Below are 22,043 nucleotides of genomic sequence, written 5' to 3'. Positions count from 1 at the left end.
AAACTTTACTGGAGGGCATCTATGGCACCAGCTCTGTCCGATTTCCAACCACAACCAGCGCTTCAGACCTCAGCGGCGGCGCAAGCCGCCATTGGCGACGGTCTGGTCAAAGAGGCTCAGGCTTTTGCCGATGAGCTTGCCGCATGGCGTCACGATCTGCATCGGATGCCCGAACTCGGTAACGACCTCCCACAGACCTCTGCGTATATCCAAGCGCGCCTGAACGAGATGGACATCCCATTTTCCACGCTCGTCGATGGTTCCTGCGTTGTGGGCCTTGTCGGTGCCGGTGCCGCCGCGGCCCAGGGCAATGGCGTCTGTACGGACGAACAGGCCGGTACGGTCGTTATGCTGCGCGGCGACATGGATGCCCTGCCCGTTGTCGAGGAATCCGGCGAGCCCTTTGCATCTACCAATGGCTGCATGCATGCTTGCGGTCATGATATGCACGCGACGGCGCTGCTTGGTGCGGCGCGCCTGCTCAAGGCTCGCGAGGCCGCGCTTGTCGACGCCAATGCCACCGTCAAGCTGTTGTTCCAGCCGGGCGAGGAGACCTTTGAGGGGGCACGTGCTGCCATCGCCGACGGCTTGCTCGAGAACCCGCGTCCTCAGGCGGCTTTTGCCATGCATGTCAACAGCCAGTCGCCGCTTGGTCTGGTGCTCTACGGCAGCCCGGCGCTTTCGGGCGTGTACGGTTTCCGCATCACGCTGCAGGGGAAGGGCGGCCACGGTTCGAGCCCCGAGATCTGCATCGACCCCATCACGGCAGGCGTGCATGTGCACCTGGCGCTCCAGGAGCTTATCGCTCGTGAGGTGCCGGCGGCCAAGGAGGTCGCACTCACCGTGGGTAAGTTTGCCGGTGGCCAAGCGGCCAATGTGATTCCCGACACCTGCGTGCTCGAGGGAACATTGCGCGGCTTTGACGTTGAGCTCATGGAGCACCTCAAGACCCGCATCGCGGAGGTCGTCAAAGGCGTTGCCACGACCTATCGTACGCCGGCGACTATCGAGACGCTCTCGGATGTTCCCCCGCTCGTGCTCGATGACGATATGACCCAGGCTTCGCTTGGCTATGTGGGTGCGACGTTGCCCAAGGCCGCCTTCCTGCCTCTGTTCCATGCCATGGCGAGCGAGGACTTTGCGCTTATCTCGAGCGAGATACCGAGCGCGTACTTTACGTTCGGTGCGGCTGTGACCGATACGGACGAGCACTTTGCCCAGCACCATCCCAAGGCACGCTTTAGCGATGCCGAGTTGCCGCTCGGCGCCGCGGCTTATGCGGCGGTCGCCCTGGGCTATATCGCCGACCACAAGGAGTAATCCATGTCCCAGCAGCATAAATTCTTCCCCGGTTGGCTCGTTGTGGCCTCCGGCTTTGTCATCATGGCCACGTGTTACACGATTTTCGTTAACTGCATGAGCCTGTTTCAGCCGCTTATCGTGAGCGACTTGGGCATTTCCCTTGCTCAGTACAACATCTCCAACGCCATCTCAACCGTGGTGAGCGTTGTCGGCTCGCTTGTCATTGGCCATGTTGCCGACAAAGTGAGCGGTCGCATCTTGGGTTCCCTTACCGTTATCGCCACCTCTGCCGTTCTTGCCGGGATGAGCTTTGTCGGTGAGCTGTGGCAGGTCTACGTGCTCTTTGCCGTCTCGGGCTGCTTTGCCGTCGCCTCGACCCGCCTGCTCATTAGCCTTGTGACCGCCAACTGGTTTACGGCCAAGCGAGGTCTTGCGATCTCCATAGCACTTTCGGGCTCGGGCTTTGGAGGCGCTATTCTGTCTCCCACCGTGAGCTCGCTTATCGTGAGCGTTGGCTGGCGTTCCGCCTTCCTGGTGCTCGCGGCTATCTGCATGGTGGCGGCGCTGCCCATCACGGCCTATTCCTTCCGCACCAAGCCTTCTGAGATAGGCCTTAAGCCGCTCGGCGAGAACCCGGGCGATCCGTCCGTCTCGACAGCTGGCGACAAGGACGAGCACACGGCTCCCGAGGTTAACGTCGGTTGGTCTCGCATCAAGAAGAGCCCAGCGTTTTGGTTGCTTGTCGTCGCCTTCCTCTTTATGGGCCTCGTTAACGGTGCCATCTTGCCCAACCAGGTCACCAACATGACGAGCGTTACCGTCAACGGCGCCAAGATTGTCACGGGCGGTCACGACCCCGTGTGGGCGGGCACTGTGCTTTCGGCCTATATGGTCACCGTCGTTATCGCCAAGATTTCGCTCGGCGTCATTTACGATCGCTTTGGCCTACGTTTTGGCAACGTGTTGGGATCCGTTGCGTGCATTATCGCCTGCGTCGCCCTGTGCTTCCCCGCGACCGATCTTGGTCCCATCGTGGCTGCCGTGAGCTTTGGTGTCGGAACGTGCATGGGCACCATCACGCCCACTATTGCCGCGTCCAAGCAGTTTGGCATGGCCGATCTGGGCAAGGTCACGGGCACCATTACCTCGCTCGAGATGGTCGGCGGCACCGTGGGTGCCATTGTCTCGGGCGTGCTGTTCGATGCCACGGGCTCCTTTGCGAGCACCTGGATCGTGTGCCTGGTGTGTTCTGTGGTCATGCTCGTATTCCTGCTGGCATCCGAGCCCATCGCCGCTAAGCTGCGTGCGAGCGTGGCGGGGGAGTAGACGTCCGTCGCTCTTTTCTGTTCGCCCCGTGTTCTGTCCGTGGCCGCCTTGGAAGCCGAATGGATGCTCGTACCATCATTCGGTTTCCAAGGAGGCCACGGGCATACAAAATGATCCGTTTTCCTCTGTCCCCAACAGATCGTGTGATTCGAAGGGGGCGGAGGAAAGCGGATCGGCTGCAGCGGCGGCACGTCTGGCCGAACGAGCCCCCATACCCTCGTTCGGTCAGACGCGTCGCCGCGTTTTGTTTTTGTGCCGTATAATGACCACTACCTATGACGCGATACTAAAAGAAAGGTGTTTGCCCATGCAGGCACAGAAGGCGGAGGGAACCCGCGACCTTATCGGCGCCGAGATGCGCGCCTGGCAAAAGATGCAGCGGATCGCTGCCGGCGTGTTCGAGCCGTTTGGCTTTAAGCCCATCGAGACGCCCGCGATCGAGCAGGTGGACGTGTTTGTCCACGGCATCGGCCAGTCGACCGATGTCGTGCGCAAGGAGATGTTCCGCGTGTTTAGCGGCGCCAACCTGGAACGTGTCTTTACCGAGGGCACCGATGCCAAGCTCAAGCCCAAACAGCGCTTGGCGCTTCGTCCCGAGGGCACTGCCGGCGTGGTGCGCGCCGTCGTGGAGAACAACCTGGTGCCCCAGGGCTCCACGCCGTTTAAGGCCTACTATGCCGAGGCCATGTTCCGCGGCGAGCGCCCCCAGAAGGGCCGCCTGCGTCAGTTCCATCAGGTGGGCATCGAGTGGCTCGGTGCTCCCGATCCGGCTGCGGACGCCGAGTGCATCATTATGCTCATGGAGTTCTACAAGCGTCTGGGCTTCGATCTTTCCAAGCTCCGTCTGCTCATTAACTCGATGGGTGATGCCCAGTGCCGTCCGGCCTATCGCGAGCAGGTCAAGCAGTTCATTCTCGATCACGCCGACGAGATGTGCGATGAGTGCCGCGAGCGCGCCGAGCTCAACCCGCTGCGCGCCTTCGACTGCAAGAACGACCATTGCCGCGAGATCATGGCCGAGGCCCCGCTGATGGGCGACAACCTGTGCGACGAGTGCCGCGAGCACTACGAGCAGGTCAAGCGCTATCTGGATGCCGCCGGCATCGAGTATGTCGAGGACCCCACCCTGGTGCGCGGCCTGGACTACTACACCCGTACCGTCTTTGAGGTCGAGGCCCCCGGCGCCGGCGTCGGCTCCATCGGTGGCGGCGGCCGCTACGACGGCCTGGTCGAGCTCGAGGGCGGCAAGCCCACGGCCGGTGTCGGCTTCGCCGTCGGTTTTGAGCGCGCCCTGCTGGCCCTGCAGGCCTTTGGCAGCGACCTGGGTGCCGATGAGGCTCCGTGTGTCTACGTTGCCAACGCCGGCAAGGAACTGCGTCAGAACGTTTTTGCCATTACGCAGAAGCTTCGCGCCGCAGGCATCGTGACCGAGGCAGACTATCAGGGTCGTTCGCTCAAGGCTCAGTTTAAGCAGGCCGACAAGGTGGGCGCCAAGCTCATTTTGGTCTTGGGCGGCGACGAGCTTGCCGCCGGCAAGGTCAAGGTGCGCGACATGCAGAGCCATGACGAGGTGCTGGTCGATCTGGCCAACGTGGTCGAGGCGGTTCGAGAGCGCCTGTAGCGCATCATTTTGAGCTGCGGGTCCGCTAACGCGTCCCGCTCGCGGCGAACGATTGTTACGGGGGTGTTTCGCTTTTATGCGGAATGTCCCCGTTTGCATATGCCGCCCACCGAGAAATACGACCATTTGGGGCAAAAAGCCTTGCAATGCAGAAAATACTTTTGTGTGGTAAAGCGCAATCAGTGTCGAAAGTATTTCTCAAGTGCCTATAATGAATACCGCATGTTACGTGCATAGAAGGAGGAATGGGAGGAAACGTGGCTGAGAACCTAAGCAACCAGTCTGTACCCGAAGCCGCGGCGCGCGTCGCTGCCGTGGTCAACCGCCTCGTTAACCGAATCGGCTCGAATGCCGAGTCCAGGGAGCGTCTCGCCGAGATTGAGATTCCCGAGGAGCTGCGCGACAACCTTGCGCTGTTCCTGCGCCTGGAGCGCCGTGTGCTTAGCGAGTATGATCCCGAGATCGCGGACCTGTTCGACAAGATTCTGTCGGCCGAGATCGTGGCCAATGCCGGCAACCCCGGTAGCCGTGCCGCCGACGAGGCCGTCGACGAGCAGGGCGTGCCCACCGCCGACGAGCCCACTGCTGTGGCGTTTCGCGAGGTCGTCGATTTGATCGACAGCCTACCGCTCGATAAGCAGCAGGTTATCGTCCGCGCCTTTACGAGCTTCTTCCATCTGGCAAACCTGTCGGAGGAGAACTACCGTGTGAAGCAGCTGCGCGAGCGTGAGGCCGGCGCATCGACCGATACCGAGGTCGATCCCGCCAACGAACTCACCGTCGCCTATCACCAGCTGGTGGATGAGATGGGTGTCGAGGGCGCCAACGAGCTGCTCGGCAAGCTTGAGTTCCATCCCGTCTTTACCGCGCATCCCACCGAGGCCCGTCGCAAGGCCGTCGAGGGCAAGATTCGCCGTATCTCTAACCTGCTGGAGGAGCGTCCGCGTCTGGGCGGCTCCGACCTGGTGGAGAACGAGCGCCATATGCTGCAGGAGATCGACGCCCTGGTGCGTACGAGCCCCATCGCGCTCAAGAAGCCCACGCCGGTCGAGGAAGCCGATACCATCATCGACATCTTCGATAACACGCTGTTCGACGTCATCCCCGTCATCTATCGTCGCTTTGACGACTGGGTGCTGGGTGACAAGGCCGGTACCGTGCCGCCGCTGTGCCCGGCGTTCTTCCATCCCGGCAGCTGGATCGGTTCCGACCGCGACGGTAACCCCAACGTCACCGCCAAGGTGAGCCGTGAGGTCGCCGCCAAGTACTTCACCCACATGGTGCTCAAGCTCGAGGACAAGTGCCGCCGCATCGGCCGCAACCTCACGCTCGAGGCCACCTACAGCAAGCCGTCTGCCGAGCTCATCAACCTGTGGAACCATCAGGTCGAGATGAGTGCGCATTACACGGCCCGCGCCGAGCTTATCTCCGAGCACGAGCCGCATCGCGCCGTCATGCTCGTCATGGCCGACCGTCTGAACGCCACCGTACGCCGTATCACCGACACCATGTATCACAGCGCCGACGAGTTCCTAGATGACCTGCGCGTCGTCCAGCGTTCGCTGGCTGCCTGCGGTGCCGTCCGTGCCGCCTACGGCCCGGTGCAGACCATCATCTGGCAGGTCGAGTCCTTCGGCTTCCATATGGTCGAGATGGAGTTCCGTCAGCACTCCGTGGTGCATGCCCGCGCCCTTAAGGATATCCACGAAAACGGTATCCATGGCGACCTGCAGCCCATGACGCGCGAGGTCATCGACACCTTCCGCGCTATCGGCTCCATCCAAAAGCGCTACGGCAAGAAGATGGCACACCGCTACATCATCTCGTTTACCAAGAGTGCCCAGCATGTGGCCGACGTCTTTGAGCTGGCCCACCTGTCCTTCGCACACGAGGAGGACGTTCCCGAGCTCGACGTGATCCCGCTGTTCGAGCAGCTCGAGGACCTCGAGGGCTGTGTTGACGTGCTCGACCAGATGCTTACGCTGCCCGTGGTGCAGAAGCGTCTTGCCCAGACCAACCGCCGCATGGAGGTTATGCTGGGTTACTCCGACTCCTCCAAGGATGCCGGTCCTACCACGGCCATGCTTGCGCTGCACTCCGCGCAGGAGCGCATCGCCAAGTGGGCCGAGAAGAACGATATCGACCTGGTGCTCATGCACGGTCGCGGCGGCGCCGTGGGCCGTGGTGGCGGCCCGGCCAACAAGGCCGTACTGGCGCAGCCCAAGGGTTCAGTCAACTGCTTCTTTAAGCTCACCGAGCAGGGTGAGGTCATCTTTGCCCGTTACGGCAACCGCACGCTGGCTCAGCGCCATGTTGAGTCCGTTGCCGCCGCAACGCTTTTGCAGTCGGCCCCGAGCGTCGAGAAGACCAACACCGAGACCACGCAGAAGTTCTGGGATATGGCCGAGAAACTCAACGCCGCAAGCCACGAGCGCTATCTGGACCTGCTGAACACCGAGGACTTTGCACCGTGGTTCTCGACTGTGACGCCGCTGACCGAGGTCGGTCTGCTGCCGATCGGCTCGCGTCCCGCCAAGCGCGGCTTGGGTGCCAAGTCGCTCGACGACCTGCGTACCATTCCGTGGATTTTCAGCTGGAGCCAGGCACGCATTAACCTGGCCGCTTGGTACGGCCTGGGCACCGCCTGCGAGCAGCTGGGCGATCTTGACCAGCTCAAGGCTGCCTACCAGGAGTGGCCATTCTTCCGCACCTTTATCGATAACATCGAGATGTCGATTGCTAAGACCGATCAGCGCATTGCCAAGATGTATCTGCATCTGGGCGACCGCGATGATCTGTCCAAGAAGGTCTTTACCGAGATGCAGCTCACCCGCAAGTGGGTCCTTGCCATCGTTGGTGACGAGTGGCCGCTGCAGCGTCGTCGCGTGCTCGGCTGTGCCGTTCGCGTGCGTAACCCCTACGTCGACGCCCTGTCCATCGCCCAGGTCCGCGCCCTCCGCGAGGTGCGTATGAACCAGGACGAGATGGCCGAGGAGAAGAAGGCCGAGTACATGAGCCTGATTCTTTCGACTGTGACCGGCGTCTCGGCAGGTCTGCAAAACACGGGGTAATCGATAGCCCTGTGGCTCTCACCGGGGCCCGACGGGTTTCCCTCTGAATGCGTCCTCGCACTTGAAGCCCCCTTATCCTGCTCCTTCGGAGCTGCGGATAAGGGGGCTTCGTGCTGCGGAATGCATTCAGAGGGAAACCCGTCGGGCCCCTTCGTCCTCGGTCCTCTGGAATTAAAGCTGAGGAGAAGAATGGCGCGCTTCGCGCATAGCGTGGAGTGCGGTGAGGGCTTCTTGCGTCCTGCGGAGTGTGCCTAAAAGTAAACTTATGGCGGGCCTTGCGATGTCCAGCTTCAGCGGAAGGCCGCTGGGTGAGGGTGGTGCCTGGGGCGACGTGCAAAAAACGGAGTTTTCAGCAGCCAAAGATCGATGCATAAGGCCATAGCCGGCCCTCGCTGCCTTTGTTGATGATTTTGCAAGACAATTGGGCCTTGGCGATGCTCATATATGGCTGGTTTCTCGCCGCATGTTATCCAGATGGGACGAGTCATGAGGACAATCTACCTTTTGAAAGACTTTTGACACCAAAATCTTATCTTGCGATGCTGAATATTCGCAAAAATGCACGCTCCGGAGGGGGCTACCATGTTGCGGTTCGAAACCCAATGCGTCATTCTATGCAGTATATTGACCTATTTATGCAAGATAGCTTACACGCGCATGCCACAGGATTGATGTTTGCCTCGGCGCTGCGTAATCCACCCTGCCCATAGCTTCTTTGACAGGAGGCCGCGGTCCCTCTTGGGATCGCGGCCGTTTTGTTGTGGGTCAAATATGAACGTTGTGTTAACGACTCGGTGGACGGTGGCGTTTTTCAGTGAGCGGCGTATCCTTCCAACGGTTTATCTAGTGTGTCAGTTGAAAGGAAGAGGGCGCTCGTCATTGTTTGAATGTGAACTGCCGTTTGACCACAAGACATTGCATCTGGAGCTCGAGGATAAGAACTTCGCGGGTGTGATGGAAGGTCACCAAAACGAGTTTAAGACTGCAAAATCGCAGGAAGAGCTGGTAGAGGAGTCGCTTGCCAACCCTTATGGATCGCCTTCGCTCGAGGAGCTTTGCGCTGGCAAGAAGGATATTGTCATCATTAGCTCCGACCATACGCGCCCCGTTCCCTCGCGTGTGACGATGCCTATTCTGCTGCATCACATCTACTCCGCTGCGCCTGAGGCGCGCGTTCGCATTCTGGTTGCTACGGGTATGCATCGTCCGTCGACGCACGAGGAACTCGTCAACAAGTATGGCGAGGAGATCGTTGCCAACGAGGAAATTGTCATGCACGTCGCGACCGACGACAGCATGATGGAAAAGATTGGCACCCTGCCTTCTGGTGGCGAGTGCATCATCAACAAGATTGCCGCCGATTGCGATCTACTGCTTGCCGAGGGCTTTATTGAGCCGCATTTCTTTGCCGGTTTTTCTGGCAGCCGCAAGTCCGTGCTGCCCGGCATCGCCAGCTACAAGACCATCATGTACAACCACAACGGCCAGTTTGTGAACGATTCCCATTCGCGCGCCGGCAACCTGTGCCACAACCACGTGAGCGAGGACATGTTTGCCGCTGCCGAGATGGCTCACCTTGCCTTTGTGCTCAACGTGGTGCTCAACGGCAAGCACGAGGTCATCGGCTCCTTTGCCGGCGACATTCACAAGGCGCACGAGGCCGGCTGCGAGTTCGTGAAGAGTCTTGCCGGCGTTGAGCCCGTCGAGTGCGAGATTGCCATCACCACCAACGGTGGCTATCCGCTCGATCAGAACGTCTATCAGGCCGTGAAGGGCATGTGCGCTGCCGAGGCCACACTTCCCGAGGGCGGCGTGATCATCGATGTCGCCGGTTGCGCCGATGGTCACGGTGGCGAGGGCTTCTATCACAACATCGCTGACAACGATCCGGCAGAGTTTGAGTGCGCCTGCATCGACCGTCCTAAGGACGAGACCCTGCCCGACCAGTGGACGAGCCAGATCTTTGCCCGCATCCTGGCGCATCACCCTGTGATCATGGTCACCGACCTGTGCGATCACCAGATGCTCAAGGATATGCATATGACGCCGGTCAACACCCTCGAGGAGGCGCTCAAGCTCGCCTTTGAAATGAAGGGTGCCGATGCCAAGGTAGCCGTCATTCCCGATGGCCTGGGCGTTGTCGTCGCTCAGCACTAGCGCGCGGCCTAAACGAATCGTTTGTAACCGACAAGAAAGATAAGGTTTTATGCTTACCAAGCTCCTCTGCGAATTCGGCGCAACGGCCCTCATGATCATCTTTGGCGTGGGCGTACACTGCGATACCGTGCTTAAGGGCACCAAGTATCAGGGCTCCGGCCACATGTTTGCCATCACCACCTGGTCTTTTGGCATCTCGGTCTGCCTGTTTGTCTTTGGCGGCGCCGTGTGCATGAACCCGGCTATGGTGCTTGCCCAGTGCATCGTCGGTCTGGTGCCGTGGAGCAGCTGCATCCCCTTCATGATTGCCGATATGCTCGGCGGCTTTGTGGGCGCCGTAATCGCTTGGTTTATGTATACCGATGAGTTCAAGGCTTCCGAGGGCGTCGTCGACCCCATTGCCCAGCGCAACATCTTCTCGACCAACCCCACCACCGAGGGCACGAACTATGCCCGCAACTTCTTCTGTGAGGCTATCTGCACCTTTGTGTTCATCAGCGCCATCCTTGCTGCCGCTAGCCGCGCCGGCGAGAACGTTCTGATGCTCGCTATCTGCGTCGGCCTGATCGTTTGGGCCGTTGGCATGGGCATGGGTGGCATCACCGGCTTCGCCATGAACCAGGCACGCGACCTTGGTCCTCGCATGGCCTATCAGGTGCTTCCGATCAAGAACAAGGCTGACAACAACTGGAAGTACGGCCTGCTCGTTCCTGGCATCGCTCCGTTTATCGGTGCCGCTCTGGCCGCGCTGTTTGTGCACGGTTTCTTGGGCATGTTCTAGTCCAAGGCCACATAGTTGTCCGCTGGCCGCATGGGGTAACTTCCCAGCGCGTCCTCGGACATGAAAGAACCCCCGCTGCGCACTTCGTGCGGCGGGGGTTCTTTCGTCCTGTGGAATGCGCTGGGAAGTCACCCCATGCGGCCAGCTGCGGGGTCTTTGTTGCGTTCGTACAAGCAACCCAACATATATATCTGAATTTGGATGGGAGGGGCTTGTCGCTGTTGGGGGGCGTTGAAGTGCGAGTGACACGTTGGGATGCGCGGGCGCCTTGGGTTGGGGCGATGCTTTGGGATGAGCCTCTTACTTAGGTGAAGAGGGGTTTTATGGCTGAGAGGTAGTCTTTGGCTACGTCGGCCTTATCTGCTTGAAAGTTGTGCCAGGCCCACCATTGGACGGTGGCTACGAAGCTTGAGGCTATGTGGTGGAGGAGGAAGTTGCGATCCATGGTGCTGGCGGGGCCTGCGGGGTCGACAGGGACGGTTTCGGCTGCGCGCGACATGATGGTCTTGCGGAGACAGTCGGCGAAGACGCGCGAGCCGGCGCCGGCTACGAGGGCGCGTACGCCCTGACGACGATCCCAGAGGTTGTTGAGGATATGCTCGACCTGTACGAGCGGGTCATTGAGGGGTGTACCGTCATCGTCGAGGGCATGGGTGCAGATATCGCACACGAACTCAGCGAGCAGGTCATCTTTGCTCTTGAAGAGGCCGTAGAACGTTGCCCGACCCACATGGGCGCGAGCGATGATGTCGCCGACGGCAATCTTGCCGTAGTCCTCTTCGCGCAGGAGCTCGGAGAACGCCGCAACGATGGCAGCGCGGCTTTTTGCCTTGCGGGCATCCATGGCTATGCGTCCGCGTGAACGAGCAGACAGCGGAGCGTGCCGGAGCAACCCTCGTAGGGGCGTTTGCCGGCGCCGTAGCCGACGGCTTCGATGTGGTAGCGTGAGGGCAGTTGGTCGGACGTGCGCAGCGCGGTGACGATGGCGGCGCCCGTTGGCGTCACGAGCTCGCCGGCGACCGGTGCAGGCGTGAGGGCGATATTGCCTGCCTGGCACAGGTTGACGACAGCGGGGACGGGAATGGGCATGAGGCCGTGGGCGCAGCGGATGGTTCCGTGGCCCTCGGAGAGCGACTCGACCACAACATCCTCAATGCCCAGGTCGTCGAGGCAGATGGCGACCGAGCAGACGTCGACGATGGAGTCGATGGCGCCCACCTCGTGAAACAGGACGGTGTCGGGCGTTTTGCCGTGAGCTTTGGCTTCGGCAGCAGCGAGTGCGGTAAAGATGGCGAGGGCACGACGCTTGGCGCCATCGCTTAGCTGCGAGCCATCGATGATGGCGGTGACGTCCGCCAAAGAACGGTGGTGATGGTGGTGGGCGTGGTGATGGTCCTCGTGGCCATGGCCGTGAGCCTCATGGTCATGCTCGTGCGTATGCTCGTGGCAGTGTTCGTGTTCATGTCCGCCATGGTCATGATGGTGGTGCTCATGCTCGTGCGTGTGCTCGGCAGCTGTTTCGTTGCCAAAGAGCCAGGCCATGTCGTGGTCGTGGTTCTCGAGCTCCTCTGCCAGCTGAACGTCAAAGTCGCAGGCGTCGATGCCATGCTTGTTTGCACGCGTGACGGCGATCGTAAAGCCGTCGACCGGCAGCGTGGCGAGCTGTTCGCGCAGGTGCTCCTCGCTGGCGCCCAGGTCGAGCAGGGCCGCGACGGTCATATCGCCGCTGATGCCCGAGGTGCCGTCGATGATAAGCGTATGCTGATGGTTGGACATGGAATGCTCCTTAACGGGCGCAGGGTGTTCCGGCGCTCAGATGATTGATAAGACTTGCCTGGTAGGCGGCACCAAAGCCATTGTCGATATTGACGACCGAAACGCCGCTGGCGCAGGAGTTGAGCATGGCGAGCAGCGCGGCTACGCCACCAAAGCTCGCGCCGTAGCCCACGCTGGTGGGAACGGCGATGACCGGACAGCTTACCAGACCGCCGATAACGCTCGCCAGCGCGCCCTCCATGCCGGCAATGGCGATGACCACCTGTGCCTGGGCAAGTTCCTCGGCATGCGCGAGCAGACGGTGCAGGCCGGCGACACCTACGTCGTAGAGGCGGTCGACCTCGTTGCCGTAGAACTCGGCCGTCAACGCGGCTTCTTCGGCGACGGGCAAGTCGCTCGTGCCGGCGCAGGCGACAACGATGCGTCCGTTACCGGTAGGGGAGGGCTTACCGCCTACGAGGGCGAGCTGGGCGTTCGGGACATATCCCAGGTCGATACCGTTGTCGAGGAGCTCCGAGGTACGGGTTGCCTTCTCGGCGTCCAAGCGCGTGACTAGGATGCGCTCCTGACCGGCATCGCGCAGCGCTTTGATAATGGCGGCAATCTGCTCGGCGGTTTTACCGGCGCCGTAGACAACCTCACCGGCCCCCTGGCGCACCCCGCGCGAAAGATCGAGCTGCGCAAAACCCAGATCGGCGGTTGGCGCCGTTTGGATGCGCGTAAGGGCGACTGCCGGGGTGACTGCTCCGTCGGCAACATCGCTCAGTAACTGCTCAAGATCTCGCTTATCCATATATCTTCCCTTCGACGGCGCAAAGTCTAGCACTCAAAGGGTATGTTTCCGAACACTAAGACAAAATTGTTCGGAAACTAGATATAGGGAATTTGATTCTGTTGTTAGATGGATCGGCTAGTCACGCAGGATGATATCCATGGCGAGCATCAGGTTGCGCTCGTCGATGGCAAACGGAGCGGCCTCGCGCGTCTTGGGCTTGGCGCAAAATGCGATGCCCGTGCCCGCGGCCTGAATCATGGGGATGTCGTTGGCGCCGTCGCCGATCGCCACGGTATGGGCCATATCGACACCGCACTCAACCGCCCAATCCAGTAGCTGGATAAGCTTGGATTCCTTGGTCACAATGTCTGCCGCCAGCTTGCCCGTGAGCTTGCCGTCTACGACCTCCAGGCGGTTGGCCAGGCAAAAATCGATGCCCGCGGCAGCTACGATCTTGTCGGCGACCTCGTGGAAGCCGCCGCTTACCACGCCGACCTTCCAGCCCTTGCTGTGCGCCGAGCGCACAAGCTCCAGTGCGCCGGGGGTAAACGTCACGCGCTCAAAGGTGCGCTCGAAAACGCTCTCGTCCAGGCCGGCAAGCAGGCCCACGCGCTCCTCGAGCGCCTGCTTAAAGTCGAGCTCGCCGCGCATGGCGCGTTCGGTGATCCGCGCAACTTGCCCGCCCACGCCTGCTTCCTCGCCCAACAGGTCGATGACCTCCTGGTTGATGAGCGTGGAATCGATATCCATAACGATGAGGCGTGCAGTCATGGTGGGCCTTTCCGAGTGCGGTTGTATTGTAGGCACATTGTCGCACGCGGCGCGCCTTGGCGACGGCCAGGCCGCGCCAATTGTTTCGTCTCCGTCAAGTCTTTGAGCGGGAGCCACTTTTTCGCGGTACATCGGCGCGGGTGCGATAAGATAGAACGCCATGTCCGGCTGCGCGGTTTACGCAGGCTGGGCAAATCTGTACGACGCCGCCCGGAACGACACGGGGCGGCACAGATCCATAAAGGAGGATCACTGGTATGAGCCAGACCCGTCCCATCGACGAGCATTCCATGCACACCCATACCTGCGGCGAGCTTCGCCGCGAGAACGTGGGCGAAGAGGTCACCCTCACCGGTTGGGTGAGCCGTCGCCGCGACCACGGCGGCCTTATCTTCTGCGACCTTCGCGACCGCGAGGGCATCACGCAGCTCACCTTCGACCCCGAGCACTCCGACGGCGATGCCTTTAAGATCGCCGAGACCATGCGTCCCGAGTGGCCCATCAAGATTCACGGCATCGTGCGCGCCCGTGGCGAGGAGACCACCAACGCCAAGCTCGCGACCGGCGAGATCGAGGTCCTGACCGACCACGCCGAGGTGCTCAACACCTCCGTCACCCCGCCGTTCCAGATCGAGGACGGCATCGAGACCAGCGAGGACACCCGTCTGCGCTATCGCTATCTGGACCTCCGTCGTCCCGAGATGATGGCCAACCTCAAGCTGCGCTCCGACTTCACCTTTGCCATTCGCGAGGCGCTTCACAACCGTGAGTTCATGGAGGTCGAGACACCCTCCCTGTTCAAGTCCACGCCCGAGGGCGCCCGCGACTTCATCGTTCCCAGCCGTATTCAGCCGGGTAACTTCTACGCCCTGCCGCAGTCCCCGCAGCTCCTAAAGCAGCTGCTCATGGTCGGTGGCGTCGAGCGCTACTACCAGGTTGCCAAGTGCTTCCGCGACGAGGACTTGCGTGCCGACCGTCAGCCCGAGTTCACCCAGGTCGATATCGAGATGTCCTTCGTGGACCAGAACGACGTCATGAGCGCACTCGAAGAGGTCTTGGCCGACGCCTTCGGTCGCATGGGTGTCGAGATGCCCACGCCGCTGCGTCGCATGGACTACTGGGAGGCCATGGACACCTATGGCTCCGACAAGCCCGATACCCGCTATGGCATGCATCTGGTCGATCTGACCGACATCTTTACCAACTCCAAGTTCAAGGTCTTTGCAACTGCCGCAAACGAGGAGGGCTCTGTCGTCAAGGCCATCAACGCCAAGGGCGCCGGTGCCTGGGCACGTGCCAAGATCGATAAGCTCGCCGGCGTGGCCTCCACGTTTGGCGCCAAGGGTCTGGCCTGGATCGCTTTCCGCGAGGACGGCTCCATCAACAGCCCCATCGTCAAGTTCTTCTCGGACGAGGAGATGGCGGCTCTGCGCGAGCGCATGAACGTCGAGCCTGGCGACCTCGTGATGTTCGCCGCCGGCCCGCGCCTGCTTTCTGACGAGATCCTGGGCGGCATGCGCTCTCACATGGCCAACGCACTCGAGATCAAACGCGAGGGTCACGACTTCCTGTGGGTCGTCAACTTCCCGCTGTTCCACTGGGATGAGGACCGCAAGGCCTATGCAGCCGAGCACCAGCCGTTCACTCTGCCGACCGAGACCGACATCGCCAAGATCGAGGCCGACCCGTTGGCTGCCGGTTCCTGCACCTACGACTTTGTCATGGACGGTTTTGAGGCCGGCGGCGGTGGCATGCGCATCCATAACGCCGAGATGCAGATGTCCATGCTCAAGCTCCTGGGCTTTACCGAGGAGCGCGCCGAGTCGCAGTTTGGCTTCCTCATGGAGGCGCTCAAGTTTGGTGCGCCCCCGATGGGCGGTTTTGCTCTGGGTCTGGACCGCGTGTGCATGCTGCTTACTGGCTCCGATTCCATCCGCGACGTCATGGCGTTCCCCAAGACGGCCAGCGGTTCCGACCTTATGTCGGGCGCCCCGAGTGCCGTTTCCGGCGCCCAACTCAAGGACGTCAGCCTGCGCTTGATGTAGACGAGCGGCTACATATTGTCTCTAACGAGGGAAGGACGCGTGCCTTCCCTCGTTTTTTATGCGCGGGCGTTGCGAGGGCATAGGGTGACCGGACGTCGGGGAAGTGCGTCCCGGAATCTGCGTCCAGAATGGGCCGCGCTTTCCCAAAGGGGGCCCTCTGGGAAAGCGCGGCCCAGAATTCGGCAAAATAATGGGGCACAGTTTCCGGTTGAGCCTTCTGGCGGAAACTGTGTCCCATCGTTGACACTCGAAGTGGGATGTGGTTTCCGTCCCGCTCTCGACAAGCATCTAACGCTACAATAACTACCACGTGGCTGGGTTTGGCCGGCCAAATGTGCGATGCTGCGGGAGGGGACATGGTCGAGTTTACAAAGACGATTAAAGATCCGTTGGGACTACATGCCCGCCCGGTTGCGCTGCTCTATGACATTATCGCCAAGCATCGTAGTGACGTGTCGGTCAGCATCGGCGATCGCCACACGGATGGCCGCGATATCATGGGACTCATGGCCCTCTATGGTGAGTGCGGTGAGAGCGTCGTCTTTCATGTTTCGGGCGTGGATGAGGCCTCGTGCGTCACGTCGATCAGAAACCTCTCGCTCTAAGCGTAACAATGTGAAAAAGGGAGAGTCCCCTCTGTTGCATACATTGGTATGACAAGGCACCGCAAAGAGACCGTCTTTGCGGTGCCTTTGTTTAATATGGGAAACTTTTTCGAAAACTGAATAGAGATTCTTTCCAAAAAGTTAACCGTATGTTAGTTTACTAGTTCGAACATAGACGCGGTTAACTTTTATCGCGTCGATGTTGAGGACGAACCGATGTTAGGAGCTCACTCATGTCTTGCGGACCGCAGATGCCGGCCATGCCGCTTTCGATGGTAAAAGCGGGCGAAACCGTGCACGTGTCTCGTGTAAAGGGCAATGAGGACATAAAGCACCGTCTCAAGGACCTCGGCTTTGTCGAGGGCAGCGAGATCCACGTGGTGAGCTCGAGTGGCGCCAATATCATCGTCACGGTGCTGGGCTCACGCTTTGGCATCGATTCCAAGGTTGCCATGCACATCATGACCGTCGGTTAATCTGCAGCATTTCATAAAAACCGAAAGGGGGATAAGAGGATGAAGACGTTGGGTGACGTTAAGGTGGGCGAGAGCTCTACCATCGTCAAGCTTCACGGTGAGGGCGCACTTCGCCGCCACCTTATGGACCTGGGGCTCATAAAGGGCACTTCGTTCAAGGTCGTGAAGGTTGCACCGCTCGGCGATCCGGTCGAGATCAACGTGCGCGGCTACGAGCTTTCCATCCGCAAGGAGGAGGCGGCCGTCGTCGAGGTCCAGTAAGGGCCCACGGCGTATATTTCTGCAGATTAAGTTAGAGTTTTCTAACTTGATGCAGCAACTTTGAAGCACATTATCCAGCCCGCGCGGAGAAAGCAGCGCGGGCGCACAAGGAAGAAGGATTGAATGGCGGATTCTCAGATCCATGTCGCGCTGGCGGGTAACCCCAACTGCGGCAAGACCACGCTTTTCAACCTGATCACCGGCGCCAACGGCTACGTTGGCAACTGGCCCGGCGTCACGGTTGAGAAAAAGGAGGCCAAGCTCCTAAGCGACAAGAACGTTACCATCACGGACCTCCCCGGCATCTACTCGCTTTCCCCCTACAGCCCCGAGGAGCAATGCTCACGCGATTACCTCATGAGCGGCGAGCCCGATGTCGTCGTTCAGGTGGTCGACGCCACCAACCTCGAGCGCAACCTGTACCTGGCGCTTCAGGTTATCGAGACCGGCCTACCCGTGGTCGTTGCCCTTAACATGGTCGACTTGGTCGAGAAGAACGGCGACAAGATCGACACAGACAAGCTCTCCAAGAAGCTCGGCTGTCCGGTCATGATGATTTCGGCCCTTAAGAACAAGGGTATTAAGGAGCTGTTCGAGCAGGTTAAGAAGTCCGCTGCTTCCAAGGGCCAGGTGCCGGAGCACAAGTTCGATTCCTCCATCGAGGACGTTCTGGACCACATCGAAAACAACCTGCCGGCGAGCGTTCCCGCCAACAAGCGTCGCTACTACGCGGTCAAGCTGTTCGAGCGTGATGCGGACGCCTGCAAGCTCATCAACCTCACCAAGGAGAAGGCCGCTCGCGTGGAAGAGCTGGTCGCCCAGTGCGAGCAGGACTGCGATGACGACGCCGAGTCCATCATCACCGGTGAGCGCTATGGCGTCATCGCGCACATCATCGACGAGTGCCTCACCAAGGCTCCGGCCAAGATGAGCACCTCCGAGAAGATCGACCGTGTGGTTACCAACCGTATCCTGGGCCTGCCGATCTTTGTGGTCATCATGTTCTGCGTGTACTACATCGCCGTTTCCACCTTAGGCGGCACGGTGACCGACTTCACCAACGACCAGCTCTTTGGTACCGACGGTTGGTATGTGCTCGGTCAGGGCCGCGACGCCTACGATGCAGCCGTCGAGGCTGCGGGCGACGATGCCGACTCGGTTGACCCGGCGCAGTACGGCCCCTATGTCCCGGGTATCACCACCGTGGTGCACGATGCCCTTGTGGCGGGTGGCACCGAGGACGGCGGCCTGGTCGATTCGCTGGTCTGCGACGGCATCGTCGGCGGTTTGGGCGCCATCTTTGGCTTTGTGCCGCAGATGTTCCTGCTGTTCGTCATGCTGTCCTTCCTGGAGGACTGCGGCTATATGGCCCGCGTCGCCTTCATCATGGATCGCGTGTTCCGCCGCTTTGGCCTGTCCGGTAAGTCCTTTATCCCCATGCTCGTGTCCTCGGGCTGTGGCGTTCCCGGCGTCATGGCCACCAAGACCATCGAGAACGAGAAGGACCGCCGCATGACGGTCATGACCACCACGTTTATTCCCTGTGGCGCCAAGCTGCCGATCATCGCCCTGCTCATGGGTTCCATCATCGGCGATTCTTCCACCACCGCCGCGTGGATCAGCCCGCTCTTCTACTTCCTGGGCGTCTTCGCCGTCATCGCCTCGGGCCTTATGCTCAAGAAGACCAAGCTCTTCGCCGGTCGCCCGACGCCGTTCGTTATGGAGCTTCCTGCCTACCACTTCCCGGCGATCCGCTCTTGGGCACTGCACGTGTGGGAGCGCTGCTGGGCCTTTATCAAGAAGGCCGGCACGGTCATCTTCGCATCCACCGTCGTTGTTTGGTTCCTCTCCAACTTTGGAAGCTACAACGGTTCCTTTGGCTTCCTGCCTGCAATGGACGGCATCCCCGAGGAGTTCATGGACTACTCCGTGCTTGCCATGCTCGGTAACCTGGTCGCTTGGATCTTCGCTCCGCTCGGCTTTAGCACCTGGCAGGCAACTGCGCTGACCGTCTCGGGCCTTGTGGCTAAGGAGAACGTCGTCGCCACCGCCGGCTCGCTGCTGTCCGTGGCTGATGCCGCCGAGACCGACCCGAGCCTGTGGACCGCGTTTGCCGGCATGTTCCCCACCATGGGCGCTTGCGTTGCCTTTGGCGCATTCAACCTGCTGTGCGCTCCGTGCTTTGCCGCCATGGGCACTATCCGCAACCAGATGGATTCCGGAAAGTGGACCGCGATTGCCATCGGTTACGAGTGCGCCTTCGCTTGGGTGATCGGCCTGTTCATCAACCAGTTCTACAACCTGCTTGTTCTGGGGCAGTTTGGTATCTGGACGATTGTGGCCATCGTGCTGCTGGTTGCGATGCTCTTCCAGATCTTTCGTCCTATCCCTGCGCATGCATGGACCGACGAGGACGAGACCAGCACTGCTTCCGCCGCAGTTTCCGCTTAAGTCCGAATAAGGATTAGCCCCTTTCCACGAGCCCGGGTGTCCCAGCGACACTCGGGCTTTTTGGCGGTGGGGGAGATGTGGCGTTTCCGCAGATAAAACCGACCAAAATAAACCTGTCCCTTTTTGGCAGGTGGAGAATGGGGTAAAGTAAGTTATGGTTAACTAGAGGAGGCTTGCTATGGCACCTATCGATATTGTTGTTCTGGCTGTTATCGGTATTGCGTTTGTTGCGGTATGCGTGCGCATCTACCGCAAGGGCACCTGCGCCGACTGTTCTCAGGGTGGCGTTTGCACGGGGCATTGCTCCAACAAAAAGACGTGCGCCGCACTTAAGGGCGTGGACAAAATTGCCGAAGACTTGGGCCGCGGTATTCATTAGCCGACCGGCGTTTGGGCATGTATGACTGCGGATACGGCAGTTGCTGATACGATAGGTGTGTTAGCAACTGCCGCCGAGCGGCTCAAACGAAAGGAACCCTGTATGGAGTCCTGTGCCTACCCGATGCTCTTTAGTCCGATCAAGGTCGGTACGACCGAGGTCAAGAACCGCGTCTTTATGCCGCCGGTGTCCACCAACTTGGCCGATCACGGCTATGTGACCGACGACTTGGTCGATCATTACCGTGCCCGTGCCAAGGGCGGCGTTGGCCTCATCATCACCGAGGTCGTGACGGTCGAGCCCACCTATACCTATCTACCGGGTGACATGTGCTGCTACGACGACACGTTTATCCCCGGCTGGGAAAAGCTCGCCGCGGCCGTCCACGAGTATGGCTGCAAGATCATGCCGCAGCTCTTTCACCCCGCCTACATGGCCTTTAACGTTCCGGGCACGCCGCGCCTGATCGCTCCGTCCTTTGTGGGCCCGTCCTATGCCCGCGAGGCACCGCGTCCTATCACGATCGATGAGATCCACGAGCTCACGCATCAGTTTGGCGACGCTGCCGTACGTATGCAGAGGGCCGGTGTCGATGGCGTCGAGGTCCATGCGGCACACGCCCACGGCATGCTCGGCGGCTTTTTGACTCCGCTCTACAACAAGCGTACCGACGAGTACGGCGGCTCGCTCGACGCTCGCATGCGCTTCTTGCTCGAGGTCATCGCCGAGATTCGCGAGCGCTGCGGCAAGGACTTTATCATCGACGTCCGCATCTCGGGCGATGAGTACACCGATGGCGGCCTGACCCTCAACGACATGATCTACGTCTCGCGTCGCCTGGAAAAGGCCGGCGTCGACATGATTCACGTGTCGGGCGGCACCACCATCAAGCGCGGCTCCGCGATTCCCGCCGCCGGCACGCAGCAGGCCTCGCACGCCGCCTGCTCGCGCGAGATCAAAAAGCACGTCAACATTCCCGTCGCCACCGTCGGACGCATTAACGAGGCCTGGATCGCCGAGGAGCTGATCGAGGACGGCGCTGCCGACATCTGTATGATGGGCCGCGCCAATCTGTGCGATGCCGAGTTCTGCAACAAGGCAGCCGCTGGCAACGCCGACGACATCCGCCCCTGCATCGGCTGCCTGCGCTGCCTGAACGGCATTATGTTTGGCAAGCGCATCTCCTGCACTGTCAACCCGGACGTGGAGCGCGACGAGGCTGGCTACGAGCCTGCCGCCGTGACCAAGAACGTACTGGTTGTGGGCGCTGGTCCTGCGGGCATGGAGGCTGCCTACATTGCTGCTAAGCGCGGCCACAACGTGGTGCTCGTGGATAAGCAGGACGAACCGGGCGGCGAGATGCGCATCGCAGCCGTTCCGCCGGCAAAGCAGGAACTCACCCGCGTGATCAAGTATCAGTACCGTCGCCTGGCCGAGGCCGGCGTAAAGTGCGTCTTTGGCACCGAGCTTACTGCCGAGGACATTCAGCGTGACTACGCCGACTACGAGGTCGTCCTGGCCTATGGCGCCGAGCCTATCGCCCCGGCCTTCATGCAGGGCTTTAAGCAGGTTATGACGGCTGACGACCTGTTGGGCGGCAAGGCTTTCCCGGGCAAGAAGATCGTCATCGTGGGTGGCGGCACCGTTGGCTGCGAGACGGCCGATTACCTGGCCCCGTTGGTCAACGACCTGTCGCCGGCCAACCGCGACGTCACCGTCATCGAGATGACCAAGACGCTCGCCGCCAACGAGGGTGGTGCCGGTCGCGCGGTGCTCATCACGCGCATGCTCTCAAAGGGCGTTCACGTGCTGACCGAGGCCAAGGTGACCGAGATTACCGAGGACACTATCAGCTACGAGAAGGACGGCGAGGTCCACACCATCGCCGGCGCCGATACGCTGGTGCTTGCTATGGGCTATCGTCCCAATACCAAGTTGGCCGACGACCTGGCGGCAGCCGGCGTTACCACTCACGTGCTGGGCGATGCCAACAAGTGCGGCAACATTCGCGACGCCATCGGCGATGGCTACAAGGTCGCCTGCGAGCTCTAGTCAACCCCTTGTTGCATGGGGACAGGTTGCTTTGCACCAACTTGGTGCATGTGAACCTGACCCCATTGCACCATTTGATAAAACGCAAGCGGCGGCCGTCCCGTGTTTGGGCGGCCGCCGCTTGCGTTTTATCAAAGAAAGATCATTGCCGAGCCTTAAATGCCTTTTGTCTGTGTGCCTTCCACAATCATGTT

General features: G+C 60.5%; 17 protein-coding genes. 13 read left to right on the top strand and 4 right to left on the bottom strand.

Annotated features, from left to right (window positions below; genetic code table 11):
- The first annotated feature begins 21 nt into the window (after nucleotides 1-21).
- From ACTQ0H_RS06240 to larD, 6 genes are all read left to right on the top strand, one after another.
- Nucleotides 22-1,320, top strand: coding sequence for a M20 family metallopeptidase (locus ACTQ0H_RS06240; protein ID WP_427795309.1), 1,299 nt, complete (start codon nucleotides 22-24; stop codon nucleotides 1,318-1,320).
- A gap of 3 nt (nucleotides 1,321-1,323) precedes the next feature.
- Entirely contained in the window at nucleotides 1,324-2,628 is a 1,305-nt protein-coding gene (locus tag ACTQ0H_RS06235) for an MFS transporter (RefSeq protein WP_427729190.1), read from the top strand.
- A gap of 307 nt (nucleotides 2,629-2,935) precedes the next feature.
- Nucleotides 2,936-4,249 (top strand): histidine--tRNA ligase, encoded by a 1,314-nt coding sequence (gene hisS, locus ACTQ0H_RS06230; protein WP_427729192.1) that lies wholly within the window; start codon nucleotides 2,936-2,938, stop codon nucleotides 4,247-4,249.
- 257 nt (nucleotides 4,250-4,506) lie between these two features.
- Nucleotides 4,507-7,320, top strand: coding sequence for a phosphoenolpyruvate carboxylase (locus ACTQ0H_RS06225; RefSeq protein ID WP_370450652.1), 2,814 nt, complete (start codon nucleotides 4,507-4,509; stop codon nucleotides 7,318-7,320).
- An 879-nt stretch (nucleotides 7,321-8,199) separates the two neighbouring features.
- Nucleotides 8,200-9,477 (top strand): nickel-dependent lactate racemase, encoded by a 1,278-nt coding sequence (gene larA, locus ACTQ0H_RS06220; protein ID WP_441064054.1) that lies wholly within the window; start codon nucleotides 8,200-8,202, stop codon nucleotides 9,475-9,477.
- A gap of 49 nt (nucleotides 9,478-9,526) precedes the next feature.
- Nucleotides 9,527-10,258: a D/L-lactic acid transporter LarD gene (gene larD, locus ACTQ0H_RS06215; RefSeq protein ID WP_441017382.1), complete on the top strand. Its 732-nt coding sequence runs from the start codon at nucleotides 9,527-9,529 to the stop codon at nucleotides 10,256-10,258.
- Between the two features lie 304 nt (nucleotides 10,259-10,562).
- Here the strand turns inward: larD and ACTQ0H_RS06210 are convergent, their stop codons facing one another.
- From ACTQ0H_RS06210 to serB, 4 genes are all read right to left on the bottom strand, one after another.
- Nucleotides 10,563-11,102, bottom strand: a complete 540-nt coding sequence (locus ACTQ0H_RS06210; protein ID WP_304211247.1) for a TetR/AcrR family transcriptional regulator — start codon at nucleotides 11,100-11,102, stop codon at nucleotides 10,563-10,565.
- Between the two features lie 2 nt (nucleotides 11,103-11,104).
- On the bottom strand, nucleotides 11,105-12,034 hold the full coding sequence (locus ACTQ0H_RS06205) for a LarC family nickel insertion protein (protein WP_441547940.1): 930 nt from the start codon (nucleotides 12,032-12,034) through the stop codon (nucleotides 11,105-11,107).
- A gap of 10 nt (nucleotides 12,035-12,044) precedes the next feature.
- Nucleotides 12,045-12,827 (bottom strand): nickel pincer cofactor biosynthesis protein LarB, encoded by a 783-nt coding sequence (gene larB, locus ACTQ0H_RS06200; protein ID WP_427719817.1) that lies wholly within the window; start codon nucleotides 12,825-12,827, stop codon nucleotides 12,045-12,047.
- Nucleotides 12,828-12,944: 117 nt separating this feature from the next.
- Nucleotides 12,945-13,580, bottom strand: a complete 636-nt coding sequence (gene serB, locus ACTQ0H_RS06195) for a phosphoserine phosphatase SerB (protein WP_427747576.1) — start codon at nucleotides 13,578-13,580, stop codon at nucleotides 12,945-12,947.
- A gap of 257 nt (nucleotides 13,581-13,837) precedes the next feature.
- Between serB and aspS the strand changes: the two genes are divergently transcribed.
- From aspS to ACTQ0H_RS06160, 7 genes are all read left to right on the top strand, one after another.
- Complete coding sequence (gene aspS / locus ACTQ0H_RS06190; RefSeq protein ID WP_441547939.1) at nucleotides 13,838-15,625, top strand: aspartate--tRNA ligase; 1,788 nt, start codon at nucleotides 13,838-13,840, stop codon at nucleotides 15,623-15,625.
- A 356-nt stretch (nucleotides 15,626-15,981) separates the two neighbouring features.
- Nucleotides 15,982-16,230 (top strand): HPr family phosphocarrier protein, encoded by a 249-nt coding sequence (locus ACTQ0H_RS06185; protein WP_441042500.1) that lies wholly within the window; start codon nucleotides 15,982-15,984, stop codon nucleotides 16,228-16,230.
- Nucleotides 16,231-16,463: 233 nt separating this feature from the next.
- Nucleotides 16,464-16,706: a FeoA family protein gene (locus ACTQ0H_RS06180; RefSeq protein WP_427747574.1), complete on the top strand. Its 243-nt coding sequence runs from the start codon at nucleotides 16,464-16,466 to the stop codon at nucleotides 16,704-16,706.
- Between the two features lie 39 nt (nucleotides 16,707-16,745).
- Nucleotides 16,746-16,967, top strand: coding sequence for a FeoA family protein (locus ACTQ0H_RS06175; RefSeq protein WP_006234774.1), 222 nt, complete (start codon nucleotides 16,746-16,748; stop codon nucleotides 16,965-16,967).
- A gap of 123 nt (nucleotides 16,968-17,090) precedes the next feature.
- Nucleotides 17,091-19,418 carry a ferrous iron transporter B gene (feoB, locus tag ACTQ0H_RS06170; protein ID WP_441547938.1) on the top strand — a complete coding sequence of 776 codons (2,328 nt, stop codon included), beginning with the start codon at nucleotides 17,091-17,093 and terminating at the stop codon, nucleotides 19,416-19,418.
- A gap of 178 nt (nucleotides 19,419-19,596) precedes the next feature.
- Nucleotides 19,597-19,797, top strand: coding sequence for a hypothetical protein (locus ACTQ0H_RS06165; protein WP_427794175.1), 201 nt, complete (start codon nucleotides 19,597-19,599; stop codon nucleotides 19,795-19,797).
- Nucleotides 19,798-19,899: 102 nt separating this feature from the next.
- Nucleotides 19,900-21,849 (top strand): FAD-dependent oxidoreductase, encoded by a 1,950-nt coding sequence (locus ACTQ0H_RS06160; protein ID WP_441547937.1) that lies wholly within the window; start codon nucleotides 19,900-19,902, stop codon nucleotides 21,847-21,849.
- Nucleotides 21,850-22,043: the final 194 nt, after the last annotated feature.

Source organism: Collinsella sp. LCP21S3_A3 (genome assembly GCF_052118905.1).
Taxonomy (GTDB): domain Bacteria; phylum Actinomycetota; class Coriobacteriia; order Coriobacteriales; family Coriobacteriaceae; genus Collinsella.
This window is presented reverse-complemented; position numbering and strand designations above follow the sequence as displayed.